16 protein-coding genes and 1 tRNA gene are annotated in these 25,190 nt (G+C 71.5%); 5 read left to right on the top strand and 12 right to left on the bottom strand.

Going from position 1 to position 25,190, the window contains the following annotated elements; translation table 11 throughout:
• Nucleotides 1-3: 3 nt before the first annotated feature.
• Entirely contained in the window at nucleotides 4-987 is a 984-nt protein-coding gene (locus ACZ3IC_RS16585) for a methyltransferase domain-containing protein (protein ID WP_467416810.1), read from the bottom strand.
• Between the two features lie 164 nt (nucleotides 988-1,151).
• On the opposite strand from ACZ3IC_RS16585, the gene ACZ3IC_RS16580 reads away from it, so the two are divergent.
• The 4 genes from ACZ3IC_RS16580 (at nucleotide 1,152) to ACZ3IC_RS16565 (ending at nucleotide 8,848) form a co-directional block, all read left to right on the top strand.
• Nucleotides 1,152-1,556 (top strand): globin, encoded by a 405-nt coding sequence (locus ACZ3IC_RS16580; protein ID WP_467416808.1) that lies wholly within the window; start codon nucleotides 1,152-1,154, stop codon nucleotides 1,554-1,556.
• Nucleotides 1,557-1,738: 182 nt separating this feature from the next.
• Nucleotides 1,739-5,071, top strand: coding sequence for an FtsX-like permease family protein (locus ACZ3IC_RS16575; RefSeq protein ID WP_467416806.1), 3,333 nt, complete (start codon nucleotides 1,739-1,741; stop codon nucleotides 5,069-5,071).
• Nucleotide 5,072: 1 nt separating this feature from the next.
• Nucleotides 5,073-7,889: an FtsX-like permease family protein gene (locus tag ACZ3IC_RS16570; protein WP_467416803.1), complete on the top strand. Its 2,817-nt coding sequence runs from the start codon at nucleotides 5,073-5,075 to the stop codon at nucleotides 7,887-7,889.
• On the top strand, nucleotides 7,886-8,848 hold the full coding sequence (locus ACZ3IC_RS16565) for an ABC transporter ATP-binding protein (RefSeq protein ID WP_467416800.1): 963 nt from the start codon (nucleotides 7,886-7,888) through the stop codon (nucleotides 8,846-8,848). The genes ACZ3IC_RS16570 and ACZ3IC_RS16565 overlap by 4 nt, the downstream gene beginning before the upstream one ends.
• A gap of 259 nt (nucleotides 8,849-9,107) precedes the next feature.
• On the opposite strand, the gene ACZ3IC_RS16560 is transcribed toward ACZ3IC_RS16565, so the two are convergent.
• The 8 genes from ACZ3IC_RS16560 to ACZ3IC_RS16525 all read right to left on the bottom strand — a co-directional run bounded on the left by ACZ3IC_RS16560 (nucleotide 9,108) and on the right by ACZ3IC_RS16525 (nucleotide 19,844).
• Nucleotides 9,108-9,797, bottom strand: coding sequence for a DUF8010 domain-containing protein (locus ACZ3IC_RS16560; RefSeq protein ID WP_467416798.1), 690 nt, complete (start codon nucleotides 9,795-9,797; stop codon nucleotides 9,108-9,110).
• On the bottom strand, nucleotides 9,794-10,216 hold the full coding sequence (locus tag ACZ3IC_RS16555) for an acyl-CoA thioesterase (protein ID WP_467416795.1): 423 nt from the start codon (nucleotides 10,214-10,216) through the stop codon (nucleotides 9,794-9,796). Before ACZ3IC_RS16555 ends, ACZ3IC_RS16560 begins: the two co-directional genes overlap by 4 nt.
• Nucleotides 10,217-10,221: 5 nt before the next feature.
• Complete coding sequence (gene ettA / locus ACZ3IC_RS16550) at nucleotides 10,222-11,886, bottom strand: energy-dependent translational throttle protein EttA (RefSeq protein ID WP_467416793.1); 1,665 nt, start codon at nucleotides 11,884-11,886, stop codon at nucleotides 10,222-10,224.
• A 276-nt stretch (nucleotides 11,887-12,162) separates the two neighbouring features.
• Entirely contained in the window at nucleotides 12,163-13,350 is a 1,188-nt protein-coding gene (locus ACZ3IC_RS16545; RefSeq protein WP_467416791.1) for an outer membrane protein assembly factor BamB family protein, read from the bottom strand.
• Nucleotides 13,351-13,755: 405 nt separating this feature from the next.
• Nucleotides 13,756-15,213 (bottom strand): Cys-Gln thioester bond-forming surface protein, encoded by a 1,458-nt coding sequence (locus ACZ3IC_RS16540; RefSeq protein ID WP_467416789.1) that lies wholly within the window; start codon nucleotides 15,211-15,213, stop codon nucleotides 13,756-13,758.
• Nucleotides 15,214-15,467: 254 nt separating this feature from the next.
• The gene (locus tag ACZ3IC_RS16535) at nucleotides 15,468-16,118 is read right to left on the bottom strand and encodes a single-stranded DNA-binding protein (protein ID WP_467416787.1); all 651 of its coding nucleotides are present in this window, start codon (nucleotides 16,116-16,118) and stop codon (nucleotides 15,468-15,470) included.
• A 100-nt stretch (nucleotides 16,119-16,218) separates the two neighbouring features.
• A complete protein-coding gene (locus tag ACZ3IC_RS16530; protein WP_467416785.1) occupies nucleotides 16,219-18,195 on the bottom strand; it encodes a GTPase in 1,977 nt (658 codons plus the stop codon).
• A complete protein-coding gene (locus ACZ3IC_RS16525; RefSeq protein WP_467417189.1) occupies nucleotides 18,192-19,844 on the bottom strand; it encodes an ATP-binding protein in 1,653 nt (550 codons plus the stop codon). Before ACZ3IC_RS16525 ends, ACZ3IC_RS16530 begins: the two co-directional genes overlap by 4 nt.
• A gap of 328 nt (nucleotides 19,845-20,172) precedes the next feature.
• Between ACZ3IC_RS16525 and ACZ3IC_RS16520 the strand changes: the two genes are divergently transcribed.
• Nucleotides 20,173-20,245, top strand: a tRNA-Arg gene (locus ACZ3IC_RS16520).
• Nucleotides 20,246-20,592: 347 nt separating this feature from the next.
• On the opposite strand, the gene ACZ3IC_RS16515 is transcribed toward ACZ3IC_RS16520, so the two are convergent.
• From ACZ3IC_RS16515 to ACZ3IC_RS16505, 3 genes are all read right to left on the bottom strand, one after another.
• Nucleotides 20,593-22,098: an FG-GAP repeat protein gene (locus tag ACZ3IC_RS16515; protein WP_467416782.1), complete on the bottom strand. Its 1,506-nt coding sequence runs from the start codon at nucleotides 22,096-22,098 to the stop codon at nucleotides 20,593-20,595.
• 599 nt (nucleotides 22,099-22,697) lie between these two features.
• Nucleotides 22,698-24,299: a vWA domain-containing protein gene (locus tag ACZ3IC_RS16510; protein ID WP_467416780.1), complete on the bottom strand. Its 1,602-nt coding sequence runs from the start codon at nucleotides 24,297-24,299 to the stop codon at nucleotides 22,698-22,700.
• Nucleotides 24,300-24,448: 149 nt separating this feature from the next.
• Complete coding sequence (locus ACZ3IC_RS16505; protein WP_467416778.1) at nucleotides 24,449-25,171, bottom strand: DUF981 domain-containing protein; 723 nt, start codon at nucleotides 25,169-25,171, stop codon at nucleotides 24,449-24,451.
• Nucleotides 25,172-25,190 lie beyond the last annotated feature (19 nt).

The following is a 25,190-nucleotide window of genomic DNA, read 5'->3' as shown; positions in this document are numbered from 1 at the left end:
CCGCTACCCGTGGGGCAGTGGCCAGGCGTACGGCCCCTCGGGGTCGTCCAGCCAGGCCCACTGCCGCCCGTCCCGGACCGTGATGCCGAACCTCTGCCGCTCGGGGCACCGCTCGCGCTGCCAGAGGGAGAGGGCCTCGCGCGGGTCGAGGGTGGCCCCGGTCAGCGTCAGCAGGAATTGGAAGAGCTCGTTCTCGCTGACGCGCCTGGGCAATGCGCGGGTGTGCGGGCGCCGTACGGGCTGCGGCGGTGCGCCGCGCAGCGGGACGAAGTACGCGGGCGTGTGCAGAAACCGGCCCTCGGCGTACTTCCCGTGCGCCCCTTCCCGTACCCACAGCGAGATCAGTCCGGTGGCGAACGGCGCCAGTATCCGTGCGCCCGGCGTGCACTGGTCCAGCCATGCCTGCGGTACACACGGCAGGGTGCAGGTCACGATGATCCGGTCGTACGGGCCGCGCGGGGGCCAGCCCCGCGCCCCGTCACCGGTGATCACCGCCGGGTGGTATCCGGCCGCCGCCAGGTGCCGGCGGGCCGACTCGGTGATCTCCGGGTCGAGGTCGACAGTGGTCACGGCGTCGTCACCGAGCCGGTGTGCGAGCAGTGCCGCGTTGTAGCCGCTGCCCGCGCCGATCTCCAGGACCCGGTGCCCTTCCCGTACGTCCAGCTCCTCGAGCATCCGGGCCATCAGCGACGGCTGGCTGCACGACGAGATCAGCTCACCGTCCCGGATCCGGGTGGCGAGCGCCCCGTCCGCGTACGCCCCTTGCAGCCACCGGGCCCGCCGGACCGGGTCGGGGTCCTCGCACCACAGGCGATCGAATCCGCCGCCCACGAAGTAGTACGGCACGAACAGATGCCGCGGCACCTCCTCGAACGCGGCCAGCCATTCCGGGTCCGCCAGCGCCCCGCCGGCCACGATCCGGCGCACCATCGCCCACCGCTCCTCGGCGGCAGCCGCGGCGAACTGATCAGGGTGCGCGTCGTCCATACCTCCACCTTCCTGCGCCGGAGACCCCGGGGCCAGAAACCGGGCCGGGGCAGGTCCTGTCGTCGAACGGCCGTCGCCGCCCGAAGGGCGTCGCACGGCAGACGGCAGATCGACGAAGACCTAGGGCCCCGGTCCTCGGCCGGTGCGTCTGCGACGATGGACCGGTGACAGAGATTCCGCGCGACACGCTGCAGGAGCAGACCTTCTACGAGCAGGTCGGCGGTGAGGAGACTTTCCGGCGTCTGGTGCACCGCTTCTACCAGGGGGTCGCCGAGGACCCGCTGCTCCGGCCGATGTACCCGGAGGAGGATCTGGGTCCGGCCGAGGAGCGGTTCAGGCTGTTCCTGATGCAGTACTGGGGTGGGCCCCGTACCTACGGTGAGCGGCGCGGACATCCCCGGCTGCGGATGCGGCACGTCCCGTTCCGGGTGGACCGGGCGGCGCACGATGCGTGGCTGAGCCATATGCGGGTCGCCCTCGACGAGCTGGGGCTGGCGCCGGAGCACGAGCGTCAGTTGTGGGACTACCTCACCTATGCCGCCGCCTCGATGATCAACACCGAGGGCTGAGAACGCTCGCCTTTCCCCTTCCATCGGGTCCATGGGGTGCGGAATGCGCTCCTTCGGCGCCGATAAACGGTCACGATCCCATCAAGTTGTGCACGCAAGCGGTTTCCAACAGCAGGTACGACTGAAAGCATCCCTGCAACGCCGGGGGGCGTGCGTGGTGTTGAGGGTCCAGGGGGGCGCATGTGACGGGGTTCGTCTTTCTTCGAGTGAGGGCCTACCGGCTCCTGCTCGCCGCCGCTGTCCTCGCCGTCCTGCTCACCACCTCCGTACTGGCCGCGCTCACCGCCTTCTCCGGCTCCATCGGCGACGCGGCGCTGCGTCACTCCCTCACCCACCGGTCGGCTGTCGCCGCCTCCCTCGTCATGTCCGCGTCGGTGGCGCCCGCGCAGCGGGACGCGGCCGACGCGACCGCCCGGCGAACCGCCCGGGACACCTTCGACGGCCTTCCCGTGACCGTCCGGACGCTGGAGACGTCGGGGGCGTACGCGCTGCCGCGTGGTCTGCGGGCTCCGGATGTCCGGGGTGCCGAACCGGATCTCACCCACTTCGCCTCGCTGGACCGCAGCCGCATCCGCCTCACCGAGGGCCACATGCCGGCGGCCGGGAGCACAAAGGCGGACGATCCCGTTCAGGTCGCCCTGCCTCGCCCCGCCGCTCTGGCTCTGAAGCTGAGGCCCGGCGCGCGGCTCACCCTCACCGACCGGCTGGACGACAAGCCGCTGCGTGTCCTGGTCACCGGGGTGTACGAGGTGTCCGACCAGGCCGACCCGTACTGGCAGTTGGACGAGCTCGGCGGGCGCGGCGTACGCAAGGTCTCCTTCACGACGTACGGTCCGCTGCTCACCGACCCTGCCGTGACCGGTTCCGGACGGATCAGCTCCGGCGAGATGTCCTGGCTGGCGACCGCCGACTTCCGCACGGTCACCACGGGCCGGATGGACACGCTGCACAGCGCCGCCACGGCTGCTCCGAAGAGGCTGCAGGCCGCGCCGGAGTTCAGGAGCGGGGCCACCGTGCAGACCTCGCTCCCCCAGGTGCTGGAGCAGATCGACCGGGCGCTGCTGGTCTCCCGCTCGACGCTGATGATCGTGGCCGTCCAGCTGGTGCTGCTCGCGGGATACGCGCTGCTGCTGGTGGCCCGGCTGCTGAGCAGCGAGCGTGACGGAGAGACCCGGCTGCTGCGGGCCCGCGGCGGATCGCGCGGCCGCATCACCGCGTTCGCCGCGATCGAGGCGCTGCTGCTGGCACTGCCCGCCGCGCTCCTCGCGCCGCTGCTCACCGGACCGCTGACCCGGCTGCTCGCGGACCGCGGCGCCATGTCCCGGATCGGGCTGCGGCTCGACGGGGGCGCCACCGCCACCGTGTGGCTGGTCGCCGCCGTCGCCGCGCTGACATGTGCGCTGGCCGTCGTGGCGCCCGCGCTGGCGGCCGGTGCCGGGGAGGGGCGTCCCCGCCGTGCCGCCGCGCTGCCCGCGTCGCTCCGGGCGGGCGCCGACATCGGCCTGCTGGTGATCGCGGCGGTGGCGTACTGGCAGCTCGACCGCCAGACCACGGGTTCCGGCAGCGGCGCGCTGAGCGGCGACCGGCAGGGCGGTCTCGGTATCGATCCGCTGCTGGTCGCGGCTCCCGCCCTGTTGCTGCTCGCGGGCACCGTGCTGACACTACGGCTGCTGCCGCCCGCGGCCAGGCTCGCGGAACGCCGTGCGGCCGGCGGCCGGGGGCTGATCACAGCCCTGGCCGGCTGGCAGTTCAGCCGGCGCCCGCTGCGCAACGCCGGGCCGGTGCTGCTGCTGATCCTGTCGGTCGCCATGGGCATGCTGGCGATCGGGCAGCGCGCGTCCTGGGACCGTTCGCAGGGCGACCAGGCGGACTTCAGGGCCGGTGCGTCGCTGCGCATGGTGGGCGGAGTCGAGGGCGATCCGGCGAAGGCAGGCGCGTATGCGCGGATGCCGGGCGTACGGGAGGCGGCGCCCGCGGTCCGTACGACCTCGGAGCTTTCCGGTGAACGCACGGCCGACGTCCTCGTCCTGGACACCGAGCACGCCGACGAGCGGATGCTGATGCGCGGCGACCTCAGCGACCGGCCGCAGGAGCAGCTGTTCGACTCGCTCACCCCACCGAGGACCGCACGAGCCGGGCTGCTCCTGCCGAAGAACAGCGAGCAGGTCCGGTTCGACGTGCGGATCACGGCGGCCGGGGCGCCCGGGGGGCCGTCCCCGTCCGGCACCACGCCGCTCGTCACCGTGCTGCTGGAGGACCGTTACGGCCTTGTGTACCGGGTGCCGGCCGGAACCGTACCCGTCGACGGGAAAGCGCATCCGTTCGCGTTCCCGGTGGCGGCCTCGGGCGACCTGGCCGTGACCGGGTTCGAGCTGGACGGCAACCGGCCGGCCGGCCGGAGCGAGACGCACCGGGTCGGTATCAGCGCCCTGAGGACCGTGACGGCCGATGGCACCGAACAGCCGGTCCCGGTGCCCGACGGGTTCGGCTGGAACGCCACGCTGACCGCCGCCGGTTCCGGTGAGACGCAGCCGGGCCGGCCGGTGCACGCGACCGCCTCCGCGAAGACCCCGCTGGCCTTCGGGTACACGACCGGTTCCGCCGCTGATGAGTACTCGATGGACTGGACCCCGTCCTTCACCGTGCGGGCCGCCGTGGCCCGCGCCAAGGCCCCGGCGCTGAACGCCATCGCCACCGACGCCTATCTCAAGGCCGCAGGGGCGAAGGAGGGACAGAGCGTCGATGTCACGCTGGCCGGCGAGACGATCCGGGTGAAGATCGTGAAGGCGGTGCACCAGCTGCCGACCACGGGCACCGGAGCCGCCTCCCATGCCCCCGGTGCCGGTACCGGAAGCGGCACCGACCGGGCCCGGGACGGCGGAGCCCTGCTGCTCGACTTCAGGGCCGTCGGCCAGGTCTTCTCGCACCGCCCGAACGCGGTGCTCACCCCCACCGAGTGGTGGCTGAGCACCGTCCCCGGACAGACCGGAAAGGTCGCCGCCGCACTGCGGGCACAGCCCGACACCGATCCGACGCAGGTCCAGGTGCGTGACGAGATCGCACAGGAGCTGGTCAGCGATCCGCTGGGCGCCGGGCCGCAGGCCGCGCTGCCCGCGGTGGCCGTCGTCGCTGCGGCCCTGGCCGCGGTCGGCTTCGCGGTGAGCGCCGTCGGCGCGCAGCGCGAACGGAACGCGGAGTTCGCCGTCCTGCGGGCGCTGGGGACGCCACGCCGACGGCTGACCCGGATGATCGCCGCCGAGCAGGGGGTGCTGATCGCGATCGCGCTGCTGGTCGGGGTCGCGCTCGGGGCCGTACTGAACCGCGCTGTCGTGCCGCTGATCGTCCTGACCGGGCAGGCCACCCCGCCGGTGCCCCCGGTGCTGGTGCAGCTGCCGGCCGGGCAGATCGCGGCGTTGCTGGCCGGTGTCGCCGCGCTGCCGCTGGTGATCGTCGCGTTGCTCGCCCTGCGCGGCGCCGACCCCGCGACCTCGCTGCGCCACCAGGGGGACAACTGATATGAGCCCGCGTTCCGATCGAGGCCGTCGCGCGCCCGCTTCCTGTGCGCCCTGGGTCCGTACCCGGCTGCGTACCGCACCCGGCGCGGCCTGGGCGCTCGGGCTGCTGGTGCTGCTGACGGCGTTCCTCGCCGCCGCTTTCCCGCGTGCCGTGGACCGCTACGAGAGCGAGGGGCTGCGCCATGGCGTCTCCGCCTCGGACCCCCGGCTCAGTGTGCTGCAGCTGAGCGCGCCGCAGCCGGATCTGCAACTGTCCCGGACGACGCGTGCGGCAGCGGTGCGTGAGGCGTCGCTGGCGGCCGTCCATCGCAAGGTGCTGTCCGGGCTGCCCGATGCGGTGCGGCCCGACACCGCCCAGTCCTCGTACGGCTTCCGCACCGGCAACCCGATCGCCGCGCAGGAGGGCTGGCTGCCCCGGCCCAACGGCATCGACCCCGTGCTGACCTACTCGACCCTGCCGGCTCTCCCGGATCACGCCACCCTGCACGCGGGGACATGGCCCACCGTCCGCGGCAAGGTCACGGCGGACGGGCCGGAGGTGGAGGGCGCGGTCACCGAGGAGACGGCGAAAGCCCTGCGGATCACGACCGGTTCGGCCATCTCCGTACCGACGCAGAGCGGGACACGACTGACCGTGCGGATCACCGGCATCATCACCCCGGAGCGTTCCGAGGCCACCTACTGGTCGGCCCAGCCGCTGCTGCGGACCCCCGCCCTGGTCCCCAAACCGTCGCGGGAAGCCCCGCGTTACTACTGGTCCGGCGCCGTCCTGCTGCCGCCGGACGCCGCGCCCGCGCTGCTCTCCACCTTCGGCCAGCCGGAAGCATTCTGGCGGATCGCACCGGACGTCTCCGACCTCACCGCCACCGACGTGGCGCAACTGCGCTCGTCGATCGCCTCGCTGGAGGGCGGTCCCGGGCTGGTGAAGCTGCGTGCGGCGGCCGGCAACAACGCCTCGCTCACGACCGACCTGGACGAGATCCTCACCCGGTACGACACCCTGCGTACGGCGATCGGCCCGATCGTCACGGTCGCCGCCGTGGGCATCGGAGCCGTCGCCGGCGTCGTCCTGCTGATGACCGTCGGGCTGATCGGAGGGCGGCGCCGCAGCGAACTGGCCCTGCTGCGCTCGCGCGGCGGATCACTGCGCGGGATCGGCGGACGGCTGCTCGCCGAGACGGTGGTGACCGCGGTGCCCGCGGCGGCGCTGGGTCTGCTGATCGCCGTACTGACCATCGGGCAGGCCCGGCTGTGGCCCTCGGTCGCCGGGGCGGCCGCCATCGCCGCACTGGTCTGTGTCGCCCTGCCGCTGTGTACGACACTGCCGCACCGCAGACCGCAGCTGCACGGTGCCCGCGACGACCTGATGAACGCCCGCCCGTCGCGGCAGCGCACGGTCGCCGAACTCACCCTGCTGGCGCTGGCCGTCGGCGCGGTCGTCGCCCTGCGCCAACGCGGTACGGGGTCCGACGGCAGCGGCGACCTGCTGGTCAGCGCCGCCCCGGTGCTCGTCGGGCTGATCGCCGCCCTGGTCCTCGTACGGCTCCATCCGCTGCCGCTGCGTCTCGCCTCGCGCTCCGTCGCCCGGCGGCGCGGGGCGGTCGGTTTCCTGTCGCTGGCCCGCGCCGGGCGCACCTCGGGGGGCGGCACGCTGCCGCTGCTCGCGCTGCTGATCGCGCTGACCACGGCGGCGTTCGGCGGCTCGGTGCTCGCGGGTGTCGCGGACGCGCGGGACGACGCGGCGGTGCGCGCGACCGGCGCGGACGCCCGGATCAGCGGACCGGGCAACTCCCTGCCGCTGCCGGACCGGCTGATCCGGGAGGTGCGGGAAGCGCGCGGCGTGCAGGAGGTGGCGCGCGTGCAGATCGAGTACGGCATTCCGCTGCCCGCCGACGGAGCCGGGGACCAGCGCACGAAGGGCGCCACCCTGGTGGGTGTCGACCCGGCGGCGTATGCCCGGCTGGCCCACGCGACCGGCCTCGGGGCGTTCCCCGCCGACCGGTTGAAGGCCTCCGGATCCCCGGCGTCGAAGGGGATGACCCCGCCGAAGGACCGGGTGCTGCCCGTCATCGCCTCGCCGTCCGTCGCCGAGCGGCTCGGCGACGGGCCCCGCGACCTCTCCACGGCGGCCGGCTACCTCAAGGTTCAGGTCGCGGGTACCGCCACGCGTACTCCCGCCGTCCCCGACAGCGACTTCCTGATCATCGACGCCGCGTCGCTCACCCACCGCCAGACCACCGCCCTGCTGGTCACCGGCGGCTCCCTGGACGCGAAGGCGCTGCGCACGGCGGCGCACGACGCGGGCAAGGACTTCTCCGTACAGCTGCGCTCCGAGGAGCGCGAGGCCTTCGTCGACACCCCGATGCAGCGGGGCGCCGAGGGGATCTACGCGGCGGCGATCGCAGCCGGCGCGGGATACGCCCTGCTCGCCGTCCTGCTGTCGCTGCTGCAGACCGCACCGGAACGCACCGCCCTGCTGGCCCGGCTGCGGACCATGGGCCTCACCGCCCGACAGGGCAGACGGCTCCTCGGCCTCGAAGCGCTGCCGCAGGCGCTGCTGGCCGCCGTCGGCGGACTGCTCGTGGGCTGGGCGACGATCGCCCTGCTGGCGCCGGGCGTCGACCTGGTCAGCCTCGCACTCTCTGCCGGTCCCGGCTCCGGCTCGCACGAGACCGTTTCGCTGCGGGCCGACCCGTGGTCGCTGACGCTCCCGGCGCTCGGCGTGGTCGTCCTCGCCGCCGCGGTGGCCGCCGTCCAGGCCTGGTGGGCCGGCCGCCGCGGACCGATCACCGAACTCAGGTCAGGAGACCCCCGATGACGTCGCCATCGACCGACACCACGCTGGCCGAGCTCGAACAGCGGGCCGCCGCACGCCGCGACCGGCCCTCGTACGGGCACGACGCGCTGATCGCCTGCGACCGCCTGGTCCGCATCTTTTCCACGGACGGGGTGGAGGTCCAGGCCCTCCAGGGGCTCGATCTGCTGGTCACCGAGGGCGAGTTGATGGCCCTGGTCGGTGCGTCCGGCAGCGGCAAGTCGACCCTGATGAACATCCTGGCGGGCCTCGACGTGCCCACGGCCGGGTCGGCGAAGGTCGCGGGGTCCGATCTGCTGTCGATGGGGCCGAAGGAACGGCTCCGCTACCGGCGGGACGTCGTCGGCTTCGTCTGGCAGCAGACCGCCCGCAATCTGCTCCCGTACCTCACCGCCGTCCAGAACATCACCCTGCCGATGCAGCTGCGCGGCCGGGGCCGGAACCGTGAACGGGCCGCGCGCGCAGAGTCGTTGCTCCGGATGCTGGAGCTGGAGGAATGCCGCGACCGGCGCCCGCAGCAGCTCTCCGGCGGCCAGCAGCAGCGGGTGGCGATCGCCGTCGCGCTCGCCAACAGCCCGTCGGTGCTGCTCGCCGACGAACCGACCGGCGAACTCGACTCCGCCACCGGCGAGCAGGTCTTCGCCGCCTTCCGCCGCGCCAATGAGGAGCTGGGCACCACGATCGTGATCGTCACGCACGACCAGGCGGTGGCGGGCGAAGTGCGCCGCACGGTCGCCATCCGCGACGGCCGTACGTCCTCCGAGGTGCTGCGCCGCACCGAGGTCGACGCGGCGACGGGCCTGGAGTCCCAGGTGGCACGGGAGTACGCGATGCTCGACCGCGCGGGCCGGCTGCAACTGCCCGCCGACTACACGGAGGCGCTCGGAATGGAGCACCGCGTGATGCTGGAGCTGGAGCAGGACCACATCGGGGTGTGGCCGGACGACCAGCCGCGCCCGTGAGGAAGTCGGTGGGACACCGAACAACCCGCCCGGGAAGCCGGACAGGTCGTCCTGCCGTCGGACCGACACCCAGCCCACGCCCGGCGCTCAGCCCGTGCCCGGTGCTCAGCCCGTGCCTGGCGCCCAGCCCGAGCCCGGTGCTCAGCCCGCGCCCGGTGCTCAGCCCACGCCCACCGAAACGGCAAGCGTGCCGAGCCCGCTGCCCGGGCCGCGCCCCGGCGCCCAGCCCGCGCCCCGGCGCCCAGCCCACGCCCGGTGCTCAGCCCACGCCCACCGAAACGGCGAGCGTGCCGAGCCCGCTGCCCGGGCCGCGCAAGGCGATCGAGCCGAACGGGGTACGCAGCCGCAGCCAGGACCCGGCCGCGAGCAGAGCGATCGGGAAGTCCGGCGCCGGGCGGAGGAAGCCCAGGGACTGGGCGGCGTGGACGGCCCGCAGCGGAAGTTCGGTGTCGGCGACCGTGCGCGACCAGATCTCGCGGCCGATCAGGTCCCGCTCCGCCCGGGTACGGCGGCCCTCGGGCAGCGCCTCGTCGCGGGAGCGGAACTCCGCCACCGCGGCGGTGACCGCTGTGCGCAGGGAGACCGGGTCGGGCAGGCCCGGCAGTTCGCGCCAGCCGCCGCGGGGCGGGAGGACACCCGCCCACGGCGGCCCGGTGACGGGTGCGGGCAGAGTGCCCGAACCGGCTGCCGTGCCCTCGACATCGAGGGATTCGAGGAGTTCCCCGGCGGACACCGTGATGTCGAAGTCATGCGGGCCGGCCAGCCGCGCCGCCCGGATCGCCAGGACCTCGAACGACGGCGGCCTGCCGAACACGGCCAACGCACTGCCGCCCGCCTGCATGCGCACCACGGCGGCCCGGTCGTAGTGGAGCAGCCGACCGAGGAAGGCCGCGAGATCCGCGGCCTCCCTCGCGTCGGCGAACTCCAGTGACCGCACGGGCACCGTCATGCTGCGGCATGCTCCTCGGCCAGGTACTGCTGGAGGAAGAGCTTCTCCTCGGCGGAGATCCGCCGGGGCCGCTCCTCGGCCAGGTCGTACGGCACGACGACGGTCGAGGCCCGTACGTACACCTGGTCCAGGTCCTTGATCTCGTACGCGATCGTCAGCGACGCGGCGCCGATCTTCGTGACCCACGACTCGACGGTCACCGGCTCGTGCCGGTGGACCAGCGGCCGTACGTAGTCGATCTCGTGCCGGGCCACGACGGACCCGCCCGAGAAGGACGGCGAGCCGTCCCCGGGCGCCAGCCGGAACATGAAGTCGATACGCGCCTCCTCCAGATAGCGGAGGAAGACCACGTTGTTCACATGGCCGAAGGCATCCATGTCCGACCAGCGCAGCGGGCAGCTGTAGATGTGACGAGCCAAGACGATCAGCCTCGCGTGAGCTTCTTGTACGTGGCACGGTGCGGGCGGGCCGCGTCCGCACCGAGGCGGTCGACCTTGTTCTTCTCGTACGACTCGAAGTTGCCCTCGAACCAGTACCACTTGGATTCGCCCTCGTACGCCAGGATGTGCGTGGCGACGCGGTCCAGGAACCAGCGGTCGTGGGAGATGACCACAGCGGCGCCCGGGAACTCCAGCAGGGCGTTCTCCAGCGAGGACAGGGTCTCGACGTCGAGGTCGTTGGTGGGCTCGTCGAGGAGCAGCAGGTTGCCGCCCTCCTTGAGCGTCAGCGCCAGGTTGAGGCGGTTGCGCTCACCACCGGAGAGAACACCGGCCGGCTTCTGCTGGTCCGGGCCCTTGAAGCCGAACGCGGAGACATAGGCCCGCGAGGGCATCTCGACCTGGCCGACGTTGATGTAGTCCAGCTCGTCCGAGACGACGGCCCAGAGGGTCTTCTTCGGGTCGATGTTGGCGCGGGACTGGTCGACGTAGGAGATCTTGACCGTGTCACCGATCTTGATGGAGCCGGTGTCCGGGGTCTCCAGGCCCTGGAGCATCTTGAACAGCGTGGTCTTGCCCGCGCCGTTCGGACCGATGACGCCGACGATGCCGTTGCGCGGCAGCGTGAACGACAGGTCGTCGATGAGGACCTTGTCGCCGAAGGCCTTCGAGAGGTTCTCGACCTCGACGACGATGGAACCGAGCCGCGGGCCCGGCGGAATCTGGATCTCCTCGAAGTCCAGCTTCCGCATCTTGTCCGCCTCGGCCGCCATCTCCTCGTAACGGGCGAGACGTGCCTTGGACTTGGTCTGCCGCCCCTTGGCGTTGGAGCGGACCCACTCGAGCTCTTCCTTGAGCCGCTTGGCGCGCTTCTCGTCCTTGCGGCCCTCGACCTTGAGGCGGGTGGCCTTCTTGTCGAGGTACGTGGAGTAGTTGCCCTCGTACGGCAGGGCACGGCCGCGGTCGAGCTCGAGGATCCACTCGGCGACGTTGTTCAGGAAGTAGCGGTCGTGGGTGACCGCGACCACGGCGCCCGAGTACTTCGAGAGGTGCTGCTCCAGCCAGTTCACCGACTCGGCGTCGAGGTGGTTGGTGGGCTCGTCGAGGAGCAGCAGGTCGGGGGCCTCGATCAGCAGCTTGCAGAGCGCGACACGGCGCTTCTCGCCACCGGAGAGGTTGACGACCGGCCAGTCGCCGGGCGGGCAGCCCAGGGCGTCCATGGCCTGCTCCAGCTGGGCGTCCAGGTCCCACGCATTGGCGTGGTCCAGGTCCTCCTGGAGCTTGCCCATCTCCTCCATCAGCGCGTCGGAGTAGTCGGTCGCCATGAGCTCGGCGACCTCGTTGAAGCGCTTGAGCTTGCCCATGATCTCGGCGGCGCCGTCCTGGACGTTCTCCAGAACCGTCTTCGCCTCGTCGAGCTTCGGTTCCTGCATGAGGATGCCGACGCTGAAACCGGGCGAGAGGAACGCGTCACCGTTGGACGGCTGCTCCAGGCCCGCCATGATCTTCAGCACCGTGGACTTACCGGCGCCGTTGGGGCCCACGACACCGATCTTCGCGCCGGGCAGGAAGTTCAGGGTGACGTCATCGAGGATCACCTTGTCGCCGTGCGCTTTGCGCGTCTTGCGCATGGTGTAGATGTACTCAGCCAAGAGAAACCGTCCGGCTATCGATGTGTGGGCAGATACACCCCATCTTGCCTGACGGCCACCTCTCCACGGAAACCAGTCTCGCCAGGGGCCCGTGACCTGCCCCTTCACTGTCCCTGCTCTTATCCGATCCGTCACTGACCGTCGCCGCCGATCGCTGACGTGCGCCCTCGCACGGCCCAGGAACGATCACTCTGCGGGCGTCGCCCGGTCTTCACCTCGTTCAACGGCGGCCGGGGCCAGGGGGTGGTCGCCGGGACCGGCCACCACCCCCGCTGCTCACTGCCCGTACGCGACCAGCAGGTGGGTGGCCGGAACCACCACGAGCCCGCCACCCGCTCCGAGACCGGTCAGCGGCTCGGACACGTTGTGCTCGTCGGGCTCGTTGATCGGCGCGCCGACGTCCGTGGACCAGACGGACTGACCGGTGGCGCCGTTGAGCGCCCAGAGCCGACCGGTTCGGGAGCCGACGTAGACGTAGCCGTTGACGACGATCGGCGCCGTGCTGATCTGGCCGTCGCCCTCGAACTTCCAGCGAGTGGCCAGGGTGCGGCTGTGTCGCTCCTGAAGGACACCGTCGTCGACGAAGTAGCCCTGGCGGCCGTCGAAGGCCGGTGCAGGCGACCAGCCGGTGGCCTCGTAAGTACCGCGGACCGTCCCGTCGGCGGCGTTGAGGACCGAGGGGGCCATCCCGGCAGCGTCGCGGATCCAGACACCGCCGTCGGCGATGACAGGAGTGCGGCCCCCGCCGCCGGAGCAGTCCGTCCGGTGGCGCCAGATCGGGTTGCCCGACTTGGGGTCGAAGGCGTATGTCTGCTCGCAGGCGTATGAGACGTAGACCCCGTTGGCCGTGACGGCGGGCGAGCTGTTGTCCCCATTTGCGACAGGCTGGGTCCAGAGCACCGCACCGCTGGAAGCGTCCACCGCGTACAGGGTGCCGCCCGAGCCGGCGCCGCCCGTGTACACCACGCCGCCGGCGAAGGTGGGCGGTGAGGTGAAGGAATACTGACCGGGCAGCGTGGTGGTCCAGATCTCCGTCCCGGTGTCCGGGTCGAACGCTGTCAGCACGCCGTCGTAGTTCTGGGCGTAGAGCCGGCCGCCCCCGTAGGCGAGCGCGGACCACCAGTAGGTGCCACCGAGGTCAACGGGCTCCCAGGCGTTCTCGCCCGTGGCCGCGTCAATGGCGTAGAGGATGGTGCCGTACCCGTCCGGCGAGGCAGCGGTGGCGAAGACGCGCCCGCCGGCCACGACGGGGTAGGAGACGTTCCCGCCCAGGTCGCGGGACCACTTCTGGCTGAGCGGCGGCGCGCCCACCGCGGTATCGACGAGACTGCCGTCGTGCCGCGCGTTGATCTGATAGGTGGTCGAGGCTCCGGCCGGCGTCGTCTGCGCGCCGACCGGCGACACAAGCATGACAACCGACAGTGCCGCGCCGAACAGGACGGTGATGGTTCTTCGAAGGTTCACTGAGATGTCCCTCATCATCCGGCATCGTCGTGGCGATGCGCGCAGGACGTCCGGCCCCCAGGTTCGGTGGCCCGCTTCCAAGCCCCATAGTTTCCCAAGGGCACCTCAACCGCCTTCTATTTTCGCCCAGTTGGAGCTCCACGACCGCATTCCGCGATCCGCGATCCGAGGCGCCGGTCGACGTGACATTGCCCCGGGCGACGTCCACCGGCCTGCCTCCACGCGGTGGAAGCCCGCGCGGTCCGCGATACGCCCGTCCCGGCCTGCCGGGCGTGCCGGGAGCCGGTCTCCGGCATGCGACGGCCCCGGTACGCGTCGGCGTACCGGGGCCGTCATCAGGCGGACGCGGCAGTCCGCCCTCGATTCGTCACTCCCGGGATTCAGCTACGGGGCGACGGTGCGGGATCACTGTGCTGAGGACTGCGTCTTGCGCTTGCGGAGAAGGATCAACGCGCCGCCGCCGACGACGACGAAGGCGATCGCGACGCCCGCGATGACCGGAGTGGCGCTGGAGCCACCGGTCTCGGCGAGGTCACCCGAGCCACCGGTCGAGCCGCCACCGGTCGTGGCCGGGGCGGGCTTGTCACCGCCGGTCTGGGTGTCAGTGCCGGTGCCGGTGCCGCCGGTGCCACTGCCGCTGGTCTTGCAGTCCAGGACGCCCTTGAACGTCTTGGTGAAGCCACCGGGGCCGGTCACCGTGATGTCGTACGCCTGGTCCTCGGCGACCGGGACGGTCACGGTCTCGGACTTGCCCGCCTCGACGGTGTGCTCCGCCCCGGCCAGCTCGAAGGTGAACGCCTCGTCGCCCTTGTTGCTCGCCGTGACGTCCACGCCGCCCTTGGCGCAGTTCTTCTTCGCCGAGACGGCCGGGATCGCGCCCTGCTCGGCCCAGGTCGCGGTGGCGGTCGCGGAGACCGTGGACTCGCTGGAGCCGGCCAGGATCATGGTCTGGCTCTTGGTCACTCCGGCGAAGGCCCGGCCGACCGGCACCGAGGTGGTGGCCTGGACGGACAGCGAGGCGGAACCGTCGGCCGCGCCCGCCGGTACGTCGAAGTAGAGCTGGGCACCGTCGACCGCGGCGGTCACGGGCTTGCCGCTCTTGTCGGTGACCTTGACACCGCTGGCGACGTCGGCGGGCGGGGTCACGGAGACCTGGCCGGCGTTGGTACGGACGGTGACCGGCCCGAGCCGCTCACCGGACCGGCCGGAGACCGCGGCCGGGTCCAGGGCGAGGGACGCCTTGGGCTCGGTCTGGTCGGCGGCGTTCTTCTCCAGCCAGTCGGCGAGCTTTTCGGCCTGGCTGTCGGTCGCGTCGACATCGACGTTGTCCGAGTAGCGCCAGATGGCGACCTGGGTGCCCGCCGCCGCGGTCTTCTCGGTGAGCGGCCCGGTGCCGGCCTGCTGGGCGAGCGCCGCGAGGTCGTCGACCTGCGGGTAGGAGTGCTCCAGGATCCAACGGATCTTGCCCGCGTTCTTGTTGCTGCCGAGCGAGGTCTGGTTCCAGGGGGTCTCCAGGTACTTCGCCCGGTCCTGGGTGGGGTTGTGAATGTCGATGCAGTACGTCTTGAGCTTGCCACCGCCGTCGACGGTCATCTCGAAGAGCCCGGCGGGCAGTTGCTCGTTCTTGCCGTTCACGTGGAGCACGGCGCGGTCGTAGGTCTTCAACCCGTCCAGGACCGCGGCCGCGCCACCTTGGTGCTGCGGCGCCTCGTCGGCGACCGCACCGCCCGCGCCGACGAGGGCGCCTGCCATGACCAGACCGGATGCCACCACCGAAGCGGCCAGCCGGGCTATGCCCCGCCGCTGTGGAGAATTGGTTGTCTCCGTGGACGACGAATCGGTTGCTTTAGAAGCAGAAAGCACAGAATTCCCCTCCGGGCGAGACCCTCCGCGCCTGATGCGCGTGTGGGGATTGTCCCGCCAGTCGACTCAAGTACCCCGTGAGTACTGGGGAATCCTAAAGATGAAGCGATGAACATTCCCCCGTCGTACCGTCGTACAACCATTCCGAATCGGAATCGTTATCGCCGGTATCGCCCGCGCACGGTTGAACGCACCTGCGCGCACCTCGTTCCGCCACGGTTCGCCCCGCTCCTGCTCGGTTCGCTTCGGCCCGATCACGGCACCGACGCAAGCTCCTGGCCGCGCTTCTGACGCCCCGTCGGCCGCTTGCTCACCTGCCGCCCACCCCGCTCACTCCGACCGCCCGCTTCCTCCCGTTCACCTCGTTCACCTCGTTCACCCTGCTCATCCCGATCGGCCCGTGGCGCTTCGTACGCACCACCCGACCCCTCCGACCCCTCCGACCCCTCCGATTCGCCCGAGCGTCCTGGCCTGCCCGCGACCCCCACCCAGCCCGAGTCCCCCATCCCGTCCACGCTCCCCGAGCGCGCCATCAACCCCGGATCGCCCCTCATCACCCTCCGGAACGCGGCCGTCCCCCGTGTCAGATCGTGTCCCACCGCGACCGCCTCGATGTCCACGAACGTCCTGCGCCCGCCCTCCCGTTGCTCCTCGCGCACCTTCAACCTGCCGTGCACGACCAGTGGTTCTCCGACAGAGACGGAACCCGACAGATTCGACGCCAGAGTCCGCCAGGCCCACACGGTGTAGAAACTGGTGTGTCCATCCGTCCAGAACTGTTTCTCGCGATCCCAACGGCGCGGTGTCACCGCGAACCGGAATCGCGCCATTCCGCCGGTCGCGGTCTCCCGGAACTCCACGCCCGTCGCCGCGTTGCCCACCAGTGTCACCAGGGTGTCATTCATGACTCCGCCTCCCCTTCGGCCTTCGGCTCCAGCGACCGCACCCGCGCGGTCACTGATCCCAGGTTGAAGGGAAGGCAGAAATCCTGCTGACGCCTGTGGACTACTGAACCGTTGTGGAAAACTCCGTCACCGCCACGTACCTCTCCCGCACCTCGCGATACCGCACGAGTTCCGCCGCCACCGGATCGAGCACCCGCGCCCGCCCACATGCCGCCGCGGCCTCGCGCAATTGCCGCTCGGCCTCCTGCCCGTACCGTCGCGCGGGCCCCCGTGCCGCGGCCGCGCACGACCACTCCACCAGCGGACCGCCGATGACCCCTGCCAGCATCACCAGGGCGGGCGTGAGGAATCCGGGTTCGAGTACGCCGACGATCTGGCCGAGCAGCCAGAGACCGCCGAAGACCTGAAGCAACGTCATCGACGCCTGTGCCAGCACGGCGGCGGGCCACCACTTGGGCCGAGGCGGCTTCCCGCCCACGCGACCGCTGTGCGCCACACCGGAGGCCCCGGCCACCCCCGTCGCCACAACCGTCGAACCGCCCAGACCGCCCGCGCCCTGCGCGCCGCCCCCCGAGTCGCCCGAGGAGCAGTTCACCACCCGCCCACGCCCGTCCGCGGCGCCGACCCTTTCAGCCAGCTCGTCGAGCGCCTCCGGCAGCCCTTGTGCGCCGTTCACCGCGGCCTCGCGGACCGCCTGGGCCCAGGGGCCCGGCAGCCCGTCGGCGGCCTCGCCCGCCACGGTTCGTACCGCCTGTTCAACGCGTTGCCGGGCGGTGAGCCGCTCCTCGGGGGGTGCGGGCTGTGCAGGGCACTCCAGGCTTCCCGGCCGCCGGGTGGACTCGTACCAGCGCCACAGCCGCAGCCATGGTGTACCGCACGCCCGTCCGGCGTTCCTGCGCCACTCGCGCTCCGCCGCCTGTCCCGCCGCGGCCGCTCCGACGGCTTCCGCGAGCCGGTCGGCGAACTCCTCGCGGGGCCGTTCGCCGAGTCCGGGCCGCCCCTCGGCGACGTACACCGGGCGGAGCCTGGCCGCGGCGGCGTCCACATCTGCGGAGAGTCTGCGTGCCGCTGCCGTGCGCTCCTGGACCAACCGGCCGAGCATCTCTCGTAGTTCACCCACGCCTTCACCGGTGAGTGCGGACAGGGACATGACGGTGGCACCCGGTTCGCCGTGTTCGCCGAGCGCCATGCCGTCCTCGTCGAGCAGCCGGCGCAGATCGTCCAGGACCTGGTCGGCGGCGTCGCCGGGCAGCCGGTCGATCTGGTTGAGGACGACGAAAGTGATCTCGGCGTGCCCGGCGAGCGGCCTCAGATAGCGCTCGTGCAGGGCCGCGTCCGCGTACTTCTCCGGGTCGACGACCCAGATCACCGCATCGACCAGCGCAAGCACCCGGTCGACCTGCTGACGGTGTCCGGCCGCCGCCGAGTCGTGGTCGGGCAGGTCGACGAGGACGAGTCCCTGGAGCGCCTCGTCGGCGTCCGCACCACCCTGCTGCGGCCTGCGTCTGAGCCGTCCGGGAATGGCGAGCCGGTCCAGCAGCCCGGCGGCACCATCGGTCCAGGAACAGGCGATGGGGGAGGCGGTGGTCGGCCTGCGCAGCCCGGCCTCGGAGATCTGGACGCCCGCGAGGGAGTTGAAGAGGGTCGATTTTCCGCTGCCGGTCGCTCCGGCGATGGCGACGACGGTGTGCCGGGAGGAGAGCCGCCGACGGGCTGCCGCTTCGTCGAGCACGCGTCCCGCTTCGGCGAGGGTGGCCCCGTCGAGCCTGGCCCTGGACAGCCCGACGAGCTCGCGCAGCGCGTCGAGCCGCGGCCGGAGCGGACCGCCGGACGGTACGTACGCCTCGACCTGGGGCGGCCGTACGTCGTCGTCCGGGGCGATCCCGGACTCGGGATCTGCCGCCTTGTCCGCCGCGCGCCGGGCGATGAGCCCGTCGTTCCAGTCCCCGCTCGCCTCCAGCACACCTGCGCACCCGCCGTCGCGCGTCCGGACCCTGCTCCGGTGGCCCTGGCTCCGGTCCTCGTGAGCAGCGGGACTCTCGCCCCGGCCGGGCCCCTCGTCAATGACGGCAGTCATCGCTGCCACCTCTCCTTCTGCAGTACGGACAGCGCGGCGATCAGTTCGGCCTGCGGCTCCGGGGCCACGTCGAGTGCGTCGAGCGGTGCGAGCCGACGGTCGCGCTCGCCGTCCAGCACCCGGTCCAGGCAGTTGGTGAGCAGCGCGCCGCCCTTGTCGCGCAGCCGCAGCGCGCCCTGGGCGCCGATCCGTTCGGCGAGCTGTTCCCCGGCGCCGCGGGTACGGCGACCGCCGAGCAGTGCGGCAGCCAGGAGCGCCGCCACCGTCTCGGCGTCGGGTGCGGCATTGCGTTCGAGCCGGCGCACCTCTTCCTCGGCCAGTTCCTCCAGCACCCGCCACCACCGCCGTACGGCCATGGCGATCCGCCCCCGGATGTCCTCGGCGGGCCCCCATCCCCCGGCCTCCCGGCCGACGCCCTCGAAGCCGAACACCCCGGCCGCGGGCTCGCACTGCCAGGTCGTGCGGATCTGTTCGTCGGCGGCGGCCACGGCGCACTGCAGAAGTGCGGCGAGACTCTCCACCAGTGCTTCGAGGAGTTCCTCGGAGGTGCTGTACAGCGGGTATCCGCGCCACCTGGTCCGGGCGTCGCCTGCGAGCACGCCGCCGTTGCGCAACCGCCGCCGGACCCGGGCGCCTTCCGTGCGGTACGCGTCCTCGACGACGCCGGTCAGCCGCACGGCCGCCGCGTACTGCGCCGCGACGGCACCGGCCAGCGCGGGCATCCGTACATGCAGCGAGTCGATGACCCCGGCCGCGGTACGCCCGACCGCCTGCTGACGGGCCGCCGGGTCCTGGGCGCGGTGGGTGAGCCAGGCCCGCAACGGGGCGACCGCGGTGGTGGGCAACAGCCCGCTGCCGCCGCCGGCCGATTCGGGCAGCTCGGGAATGGTGAAGCGCGGCACCTCACCGAGGCCCGCCTTGGTGAGCAGCGCCCCGTACTGCCGCGATACCTCGGCGATCACCTGGTGCGGCACCCGATCGAGGACGGTGACGAGCGAGGCGTCGTACTCCTTGGCGGTACGCAGCAGATGCCACGGCACCGCGTCCGCGTACCGGGAAGCCGTGGTCACCATCACCCATACGTCCGCGGCGCAGATCAGCTCGGCGGCCAGCACCCGGTTCCGTACCACGAGCGAGTCGATATCGGGCGCGTCGAGCAGCGCGAGCCCGCGCGGCAGCCCGACGGCGGTCTCGACGCGCAACGCGCTCCCGTCCTCCTCCTCGCCCCCTTCGAGCCCGTCGAGGTCGTCGCACCGACCGCGATCCCCGGACTCCTGAGGCGGCAGCCAGACCCTGGTCAGCTGCGGCAGTACGCGGACCCCCGCGAACCAGTGGTGATCATCCGGATGACAGACGAGCACGGGCGTCCGCGTGGTCGGCCGCAGCACCCCGGCCTCACTGACCCGCCGCCCCACCAGCGAATTGACGAGCATCGACTTCCCCGCCCCGGTGGACCCGCCGATAACCGCGAGCAGGGGTGCTTCAGGATCCCTGAGCCGGGGAAGCAGATAGTCGTCGAGCTGGGCGAGCAGCTCGCTCCGCGTCTGGCGGGCGCGTGCGGCCCCCGGCAGCGGGAGTGGAAGACGCACGGCAGCGACACGGTCGCGCAGGGCGGTAAGTGCGTCGATGAGCTGAGGCCGTACATCCAAGGTCACCACATGCGAAGAATGCCCAATTTTGGCGCCTTTTTGAAGCGTATAGCCACCTCTGCGCGCCGGTTCTCCCCTCGGGATGGATTCAGGACAGAGGGGATGAGTAGGGCGCAGGCATAACGAGTGCACAACACCCGGGGCGCGAGGCGTCAAAAGCGATGCACAAATCCCACCGACCTGCGATTATCGGTTCGCTTCACCGAACCTCCACATCGTGCCACGCGGGTGAAGCAACCGGGTCGAGGTGATCGGAGCCCTATCCTTGTCCCGGCAGGTCACCGACCGGCCCGGCCCCAGGGCTCCAGGCCGCCGAGGCCGCCATCCGGCCCCCGTAGCTCAGTGGATAGAGCAGGCGCCTTCTAAGCGCTTGGCCGCAGGTTCGAGTCCTGCCGGGGGCACACAGCTCGCACGACATCAGGCCCTCCCTCGGGAGGGTCTTTTTTGCAGGTCACCGCACCGTAGCGAGGGCGGCGTAGCGAACACGTAAGCGCCGGACCGGCCCCAGGTCGCGGTGGGGAGCGTACGGCGCTGTCCGACTGTCACCGGTTTTTCGGGGGGCCACCGTGGATGCGCGGTGGCACTTCCGAAGCCACGGTCAACGCTCCGGCCCGGCCCGCTCATGGACCCCCTCCGCGACGAGATCCGGGTCGGTCTCGGGCGGGTACATCCGTGCTGCCCGAGTCCCGGGGGGGTAGGGCCCGCCCCGCCCCCGGGCGTGTTCGTGGCGCGCGGCAGGCAGCCCGGGTCAGCGGTTGAACGACGAACCCAGCCCCGCGGCCGTCGCGACCGTGCCCAGCGTCCCGTGGCCGAATGTGAACGAGCCCTTGGCCGTCACGCCGGAGGCCGTGGTGGGGAAGACCCACAGGGAGCCCGCGTGCGCGTTCTCGCCGGGGGCGCCGACGACCAGTTCGGTGCGGCCGTCGCGGTTGGTGTCGACCAGCTTGGCGGCGGCACCGAATTCGTCGTTCGCCTCGGCCACTCCGGGGACGTTCGCCGTGTCCTGGTTGAAGCCCAGGGTGCCGGTCCCGGTGGGGCCGGAGGCGGTGCCGGGGAGGATCAGGACCGAGCCCGCGTTCTTCGTCGTGCCGAGGACCTCGTAGGGGACGCCGACGGAGATGTCTCCGTAGCCGTCGCCGTTCATGTCGCCGATCGACACCGAGCCGCCGAACCCGTCGTCCGATTCTGCGGCGCCCGGGACACCGGCGCTGTCCTGGTTGAAGAGCTTGGCCCGGTCGCCCCGTGGGCCGGTGGCACTGCCCGGGACGTAGGTGATCATGCCGCCCTCGGCGAGGGGTATGTCCACGTCGCTGTCGTAGCCGGCGACCGGGCGGCCCACGACGAGGTCGGCGTACTTGTCACCGTTGACCTGGCCGGCCGTGATGGTCTCGCCGGCCTGGAGGCGGAAGCCGTTGGCCCCATTGATGACGGTGTAGTCCTCACCGAGGCCGGTGTCGCCGCCGTTGCGGATGATGATGCGCCGGGCGTCGTACTCGTCGCCGTCGTGGACCACGCCGGCCAGGTCGTCGCGGCCGTCGCCGTCGAGGTCGCCCGCGGTGATGTCCATGTAGCGCAGATCATCCATGTCGCGGATCTCCCTAACGGGAGCGGCCGCGCTGCCGTCGCGCTTGAACGGGCCGGACAGGATATGGGTGTCGCTCCTCCCGAGGGTGACGACGTCCGTGGCACCGTCGCCGTCGAAGTCACCGACGGCGGTCTCGGATCCGATCTCGTCGTACAGCTCGTTGCCGGTCAGAAGGGTCGCGCCACCGGACAGTCCGTGCTCGCCGCCCCAGATCACGGTGAGCGAACCGGCGAACCCGATCGTGTCGGTCTTCTCGTTCTCCGCACCGACCACGAGGTCGCTGTACCCGTCCTTGTCGAGGTCCGCGGAGGCCGTCGAGCCGGCGAACGCGTCACCGGCCTCGGCGGTGTCCGGGATTCCGGGCGAGTCCTGGGTGAAGACCTGCTTGGTGGAGGTCTGCAGACCGCTCCTGGAGCCGTACACCACGCCCACGTACCCGGCTTTGCCCTGGCCGCCGACGGTGGCATCGGGCGCGGTGAACGCCAGGTCCGGGTAGCCGTCCCCGTTGAAGTCGTCGCGTCGCGGGGCCGGGGCGGGCACGGCCGCCCCGGGGGACGCCGAGGCCGCGGCGGGGGTGGGCGTCGATGCCTGGGCGGTGGGGAAGGTGATCACAGCGGTCGCCACGGTGATGGCGAGGACCACGGCGGTTCCGAGGGCGCGGGATGCCACGTGGACTCCTTCATTCAGGGATTGAGGGTGGGTGTTCATTCAGGGATTGAGGGGTGCGCGGTGCGTCGGCACTGCACCGGCACGGCACCGGCGCTGTGAAGACTCAGACCGACGGCTGCGGCCAAGGGTTGCGTTCTGGGCCGGGCCGTCACAGCTCCTCCACGCGGGTGGGACGCAATCCCGCCGGAACCGGCCGGATGTTCCGTCGTCGTCGGTCGGACGTGGCCGGAGGGAGGTACGGCGTGGCAGGAGGGAGGTGCGGCGTGGCAGGAGGGAGGTACGGCGTGGCAGGAGGGAGGTGCGGCGTGGCAGGAGGGAGGTGCGGCGTGGCAGGAGGGAGGTGCGGCGTGGCAGGAGGTACGGAGAGCTCCCGGTCGCGTTCCTGCGCTGGCGGCCGACGAGGACCTGCCGGAGACCTGATCTGATCGTCCGTCATCCTCACGGCCGGGGGACCATCCCGTAGTCGGTTCCACGAATGCCGTTGAGGCGCAGCCCACTTGGCTCCTCCCCGGCAGGAGGACACGGTGCGCATCATGGCGTCGGCGGACGGGCCGCACAGCCCGCTTGCGTGGGCTCGTGCGGCCCGGCGCCTCCCCCGGTCAGTCCATCTCGCCCTCCGGCACGCCTCCGGACCCGCTGTCGCCCCCGCCGCCCTTGAGCCGGCCGGCCTGCTCGATCGCGGTCGCCAGCTTCCGTACCGAATCATCTTCGGTGTCCGCCGCCAACTTGCTCGCGTGTGAGGCGAGTTCCCCGAGTCCGGGCGCGCCCGGCAGCTTGCCGCCGCGCAGCGCCTCGGCGAAGTACGCGGCGACCGCGGCCACTTGGAGCCGCTTGCTGTCGCCGCCCCACAGCGGGCCGTCGACCGCGTTCGCCTCGACCGACCCCGTCTGCTCGTGCGGCGCCCGGGTCTTGGGGTCCAGCCAGCGTACGGTCGCGGTCGCCACATGCCCAGAGGCGCCGTCCCTGAGGTGTACGGCGTAGAGCGCCGTCACCGTGTGGCCGGGGCCGACCTCGCCGCCGTCGACGCGGTCGTTGCGGAAGTCCTCGTCGGCGACCTTCCGGTCCTCGTATCCGATCAGCTTGAACCCCTGGACGGTCTCCGGGTCGAAGGCGACCTGGGCCTTGGCGTCGCGCGCCGTCAGTTCGAGGTGTGCGGGCAGCTGGTCGACGAAGACCTTCCGGGCCTGGGCCTCGTCGGCGATGTACGTGGTGTGGCCGTCACCCTTGTTGGTGAGCTGTTCCATCAGCGCGTCGCCATAGTCGCTGCCGACGCCGACGCCGAAGAGGGTGATGCCGTAGTCGCGGCGGGCGGAGTCGATGCGTTCGAGGATGGCTTCGGCGTCGGTCTCGCCGGTGTTGGCGAGGGCGTCGGAGAGCAGGACGACCCGGTTGTTGGCGCCCTTGACTCGGCCGTCGACCGCCTCCTCGTACCCGCGGCGGATACCCGCTCCCACATTGGTGGAGTCGGTGGGTTCCATGGAGTCGACCTTGTCGCGGATCTGGCCGCGATGGTCTCGCAGCCGGGTCATCGGCAGCAGCGTCTTCGCCTCGTCGCTGAAGGTGACCAGGGAGATCGAGTCGTCGTCACGGAGTTCGTCGGTGAGGATGCCCAGGGACTTCTTCACCAGGTCGAGACGGCCCGGTTCGGCCATGGAGCCGGAGATGTCGACGACGAAGGTGAGTGCGGCGGGCGGGCGTTCGTCACGGGCGGGGGCGGCCCGGGTGGCCAGGCCGACCCGTACCAGCGACCAGCCGTCGGACCCGACCCCGGCGCGGGCACCGTCGACGTTCACGGTGAAGCCGTTGCCCGCCGGGCGGCGGTAGCCCTGGCGGAAGCTGTTGACGAACTCCTCGGGCCGCACGGTGGTCGCCTCCGGCAGGCCGCCGTCGGCGAGGGTGCGGCGCGCGTACCCGTACGAGGCGGTGTCGACGTCCAGGGCGAAGGTGGACAGGTAGTCGGGTGACACGGACTCCCGGAGCCCGTCCTGCTGCTTTTTCGAGCCGTCCGCACCCTTCGAGCCGTCGCTGTCGGCCGCACCGCCCGACGCGGCGGGCGCGGGGGCGGGTGCGCCCCGGTGGCCAGTGGCGGACTTGCTCTCGGTGGACGTCGCCGAACACCCGGTGAGCAGCACCCCGCCCGCCAGCAGCACAACGAGTGCCCCTTGCCATGTCCGTATGTACTTCCCTGTCCGGCGTTCCATGCCCTGCCCCCAACATCGTCGTGTCAGCACTTGTGAATGTGACGCGCGAGACGGGGCCGAGAAGCAGACGAAGACGTTGCGGATGGGTCTCGATGCGGCAACAAAGGCCGGGGAATCGGCCGAAGGTCGAACTCAGGACGCGATGTCCTTCACATGGTGTTGACGATCAGGCCGATGTGGGTGAAGTAGTTGAGCCCGCCGAAGAGCAAAAACACCAGTCCGGCCAAACCCCAGACAACTCCGATGACCGGGCCCATCCAGCTCTTGGGCCGGTGCAGCACAAACGGGAACAGGAGCGCGCCGATGCCCACCAGGACATACAGCCCGGACATGAAACTCGCTTCCAGCATCGGCCACTTCGCGAACTCTCCGGAGATGGGTTCCTCGGGCGGCGCGGCGAAAAGGGTGTATTTCCAGCCCGCGGCGGCGATCCCGAAGCAGGCGAGCCCGAGGCCGAACACGAAGACGGAGATGGGCGAGGCGACACGGGCCGTGCGGACGATGCGGTCGGCGCTGTTGAGTTCGGCGCCGCGTTTCCAGAGGTAGAAGGACGCGGCCAGCAGAAAGACGCCGAAGGCGAGTGCCGGTTCGCCGAAGATGACGTTGTCGAACGGGAAGCCCTGCCCGGCGAGCGGCCAGGTCAGGGTCATATGGAGGCCGGTGGTGACAAGAGTGAAGCCGATGGCCCCGAACGCCAGCACCCAGCCGTCGGGGGTGATGGTGCGCGCGGGCGTGAGGAGCTGACGCCCCAGCGCCACCACGAGCAACAGCCCGGCGCCGGCGGCCACCGCCATGATCGTGTTGTACGTCGGCATCCTGGCCCAGTCGATCTTCAGGCCGGACGCCGCCAGAGGGATGGCATGGTGGGTCATGCGCGGAGCGTAACGCCAG

The organism is Streptomyces sp. NPDC002958, from assembly GCF_055563255.1.
Note: the sequence above shows the minus strand (reverse complement) of the source record. Positions and strands in the feature narration are given on the sequence as shown.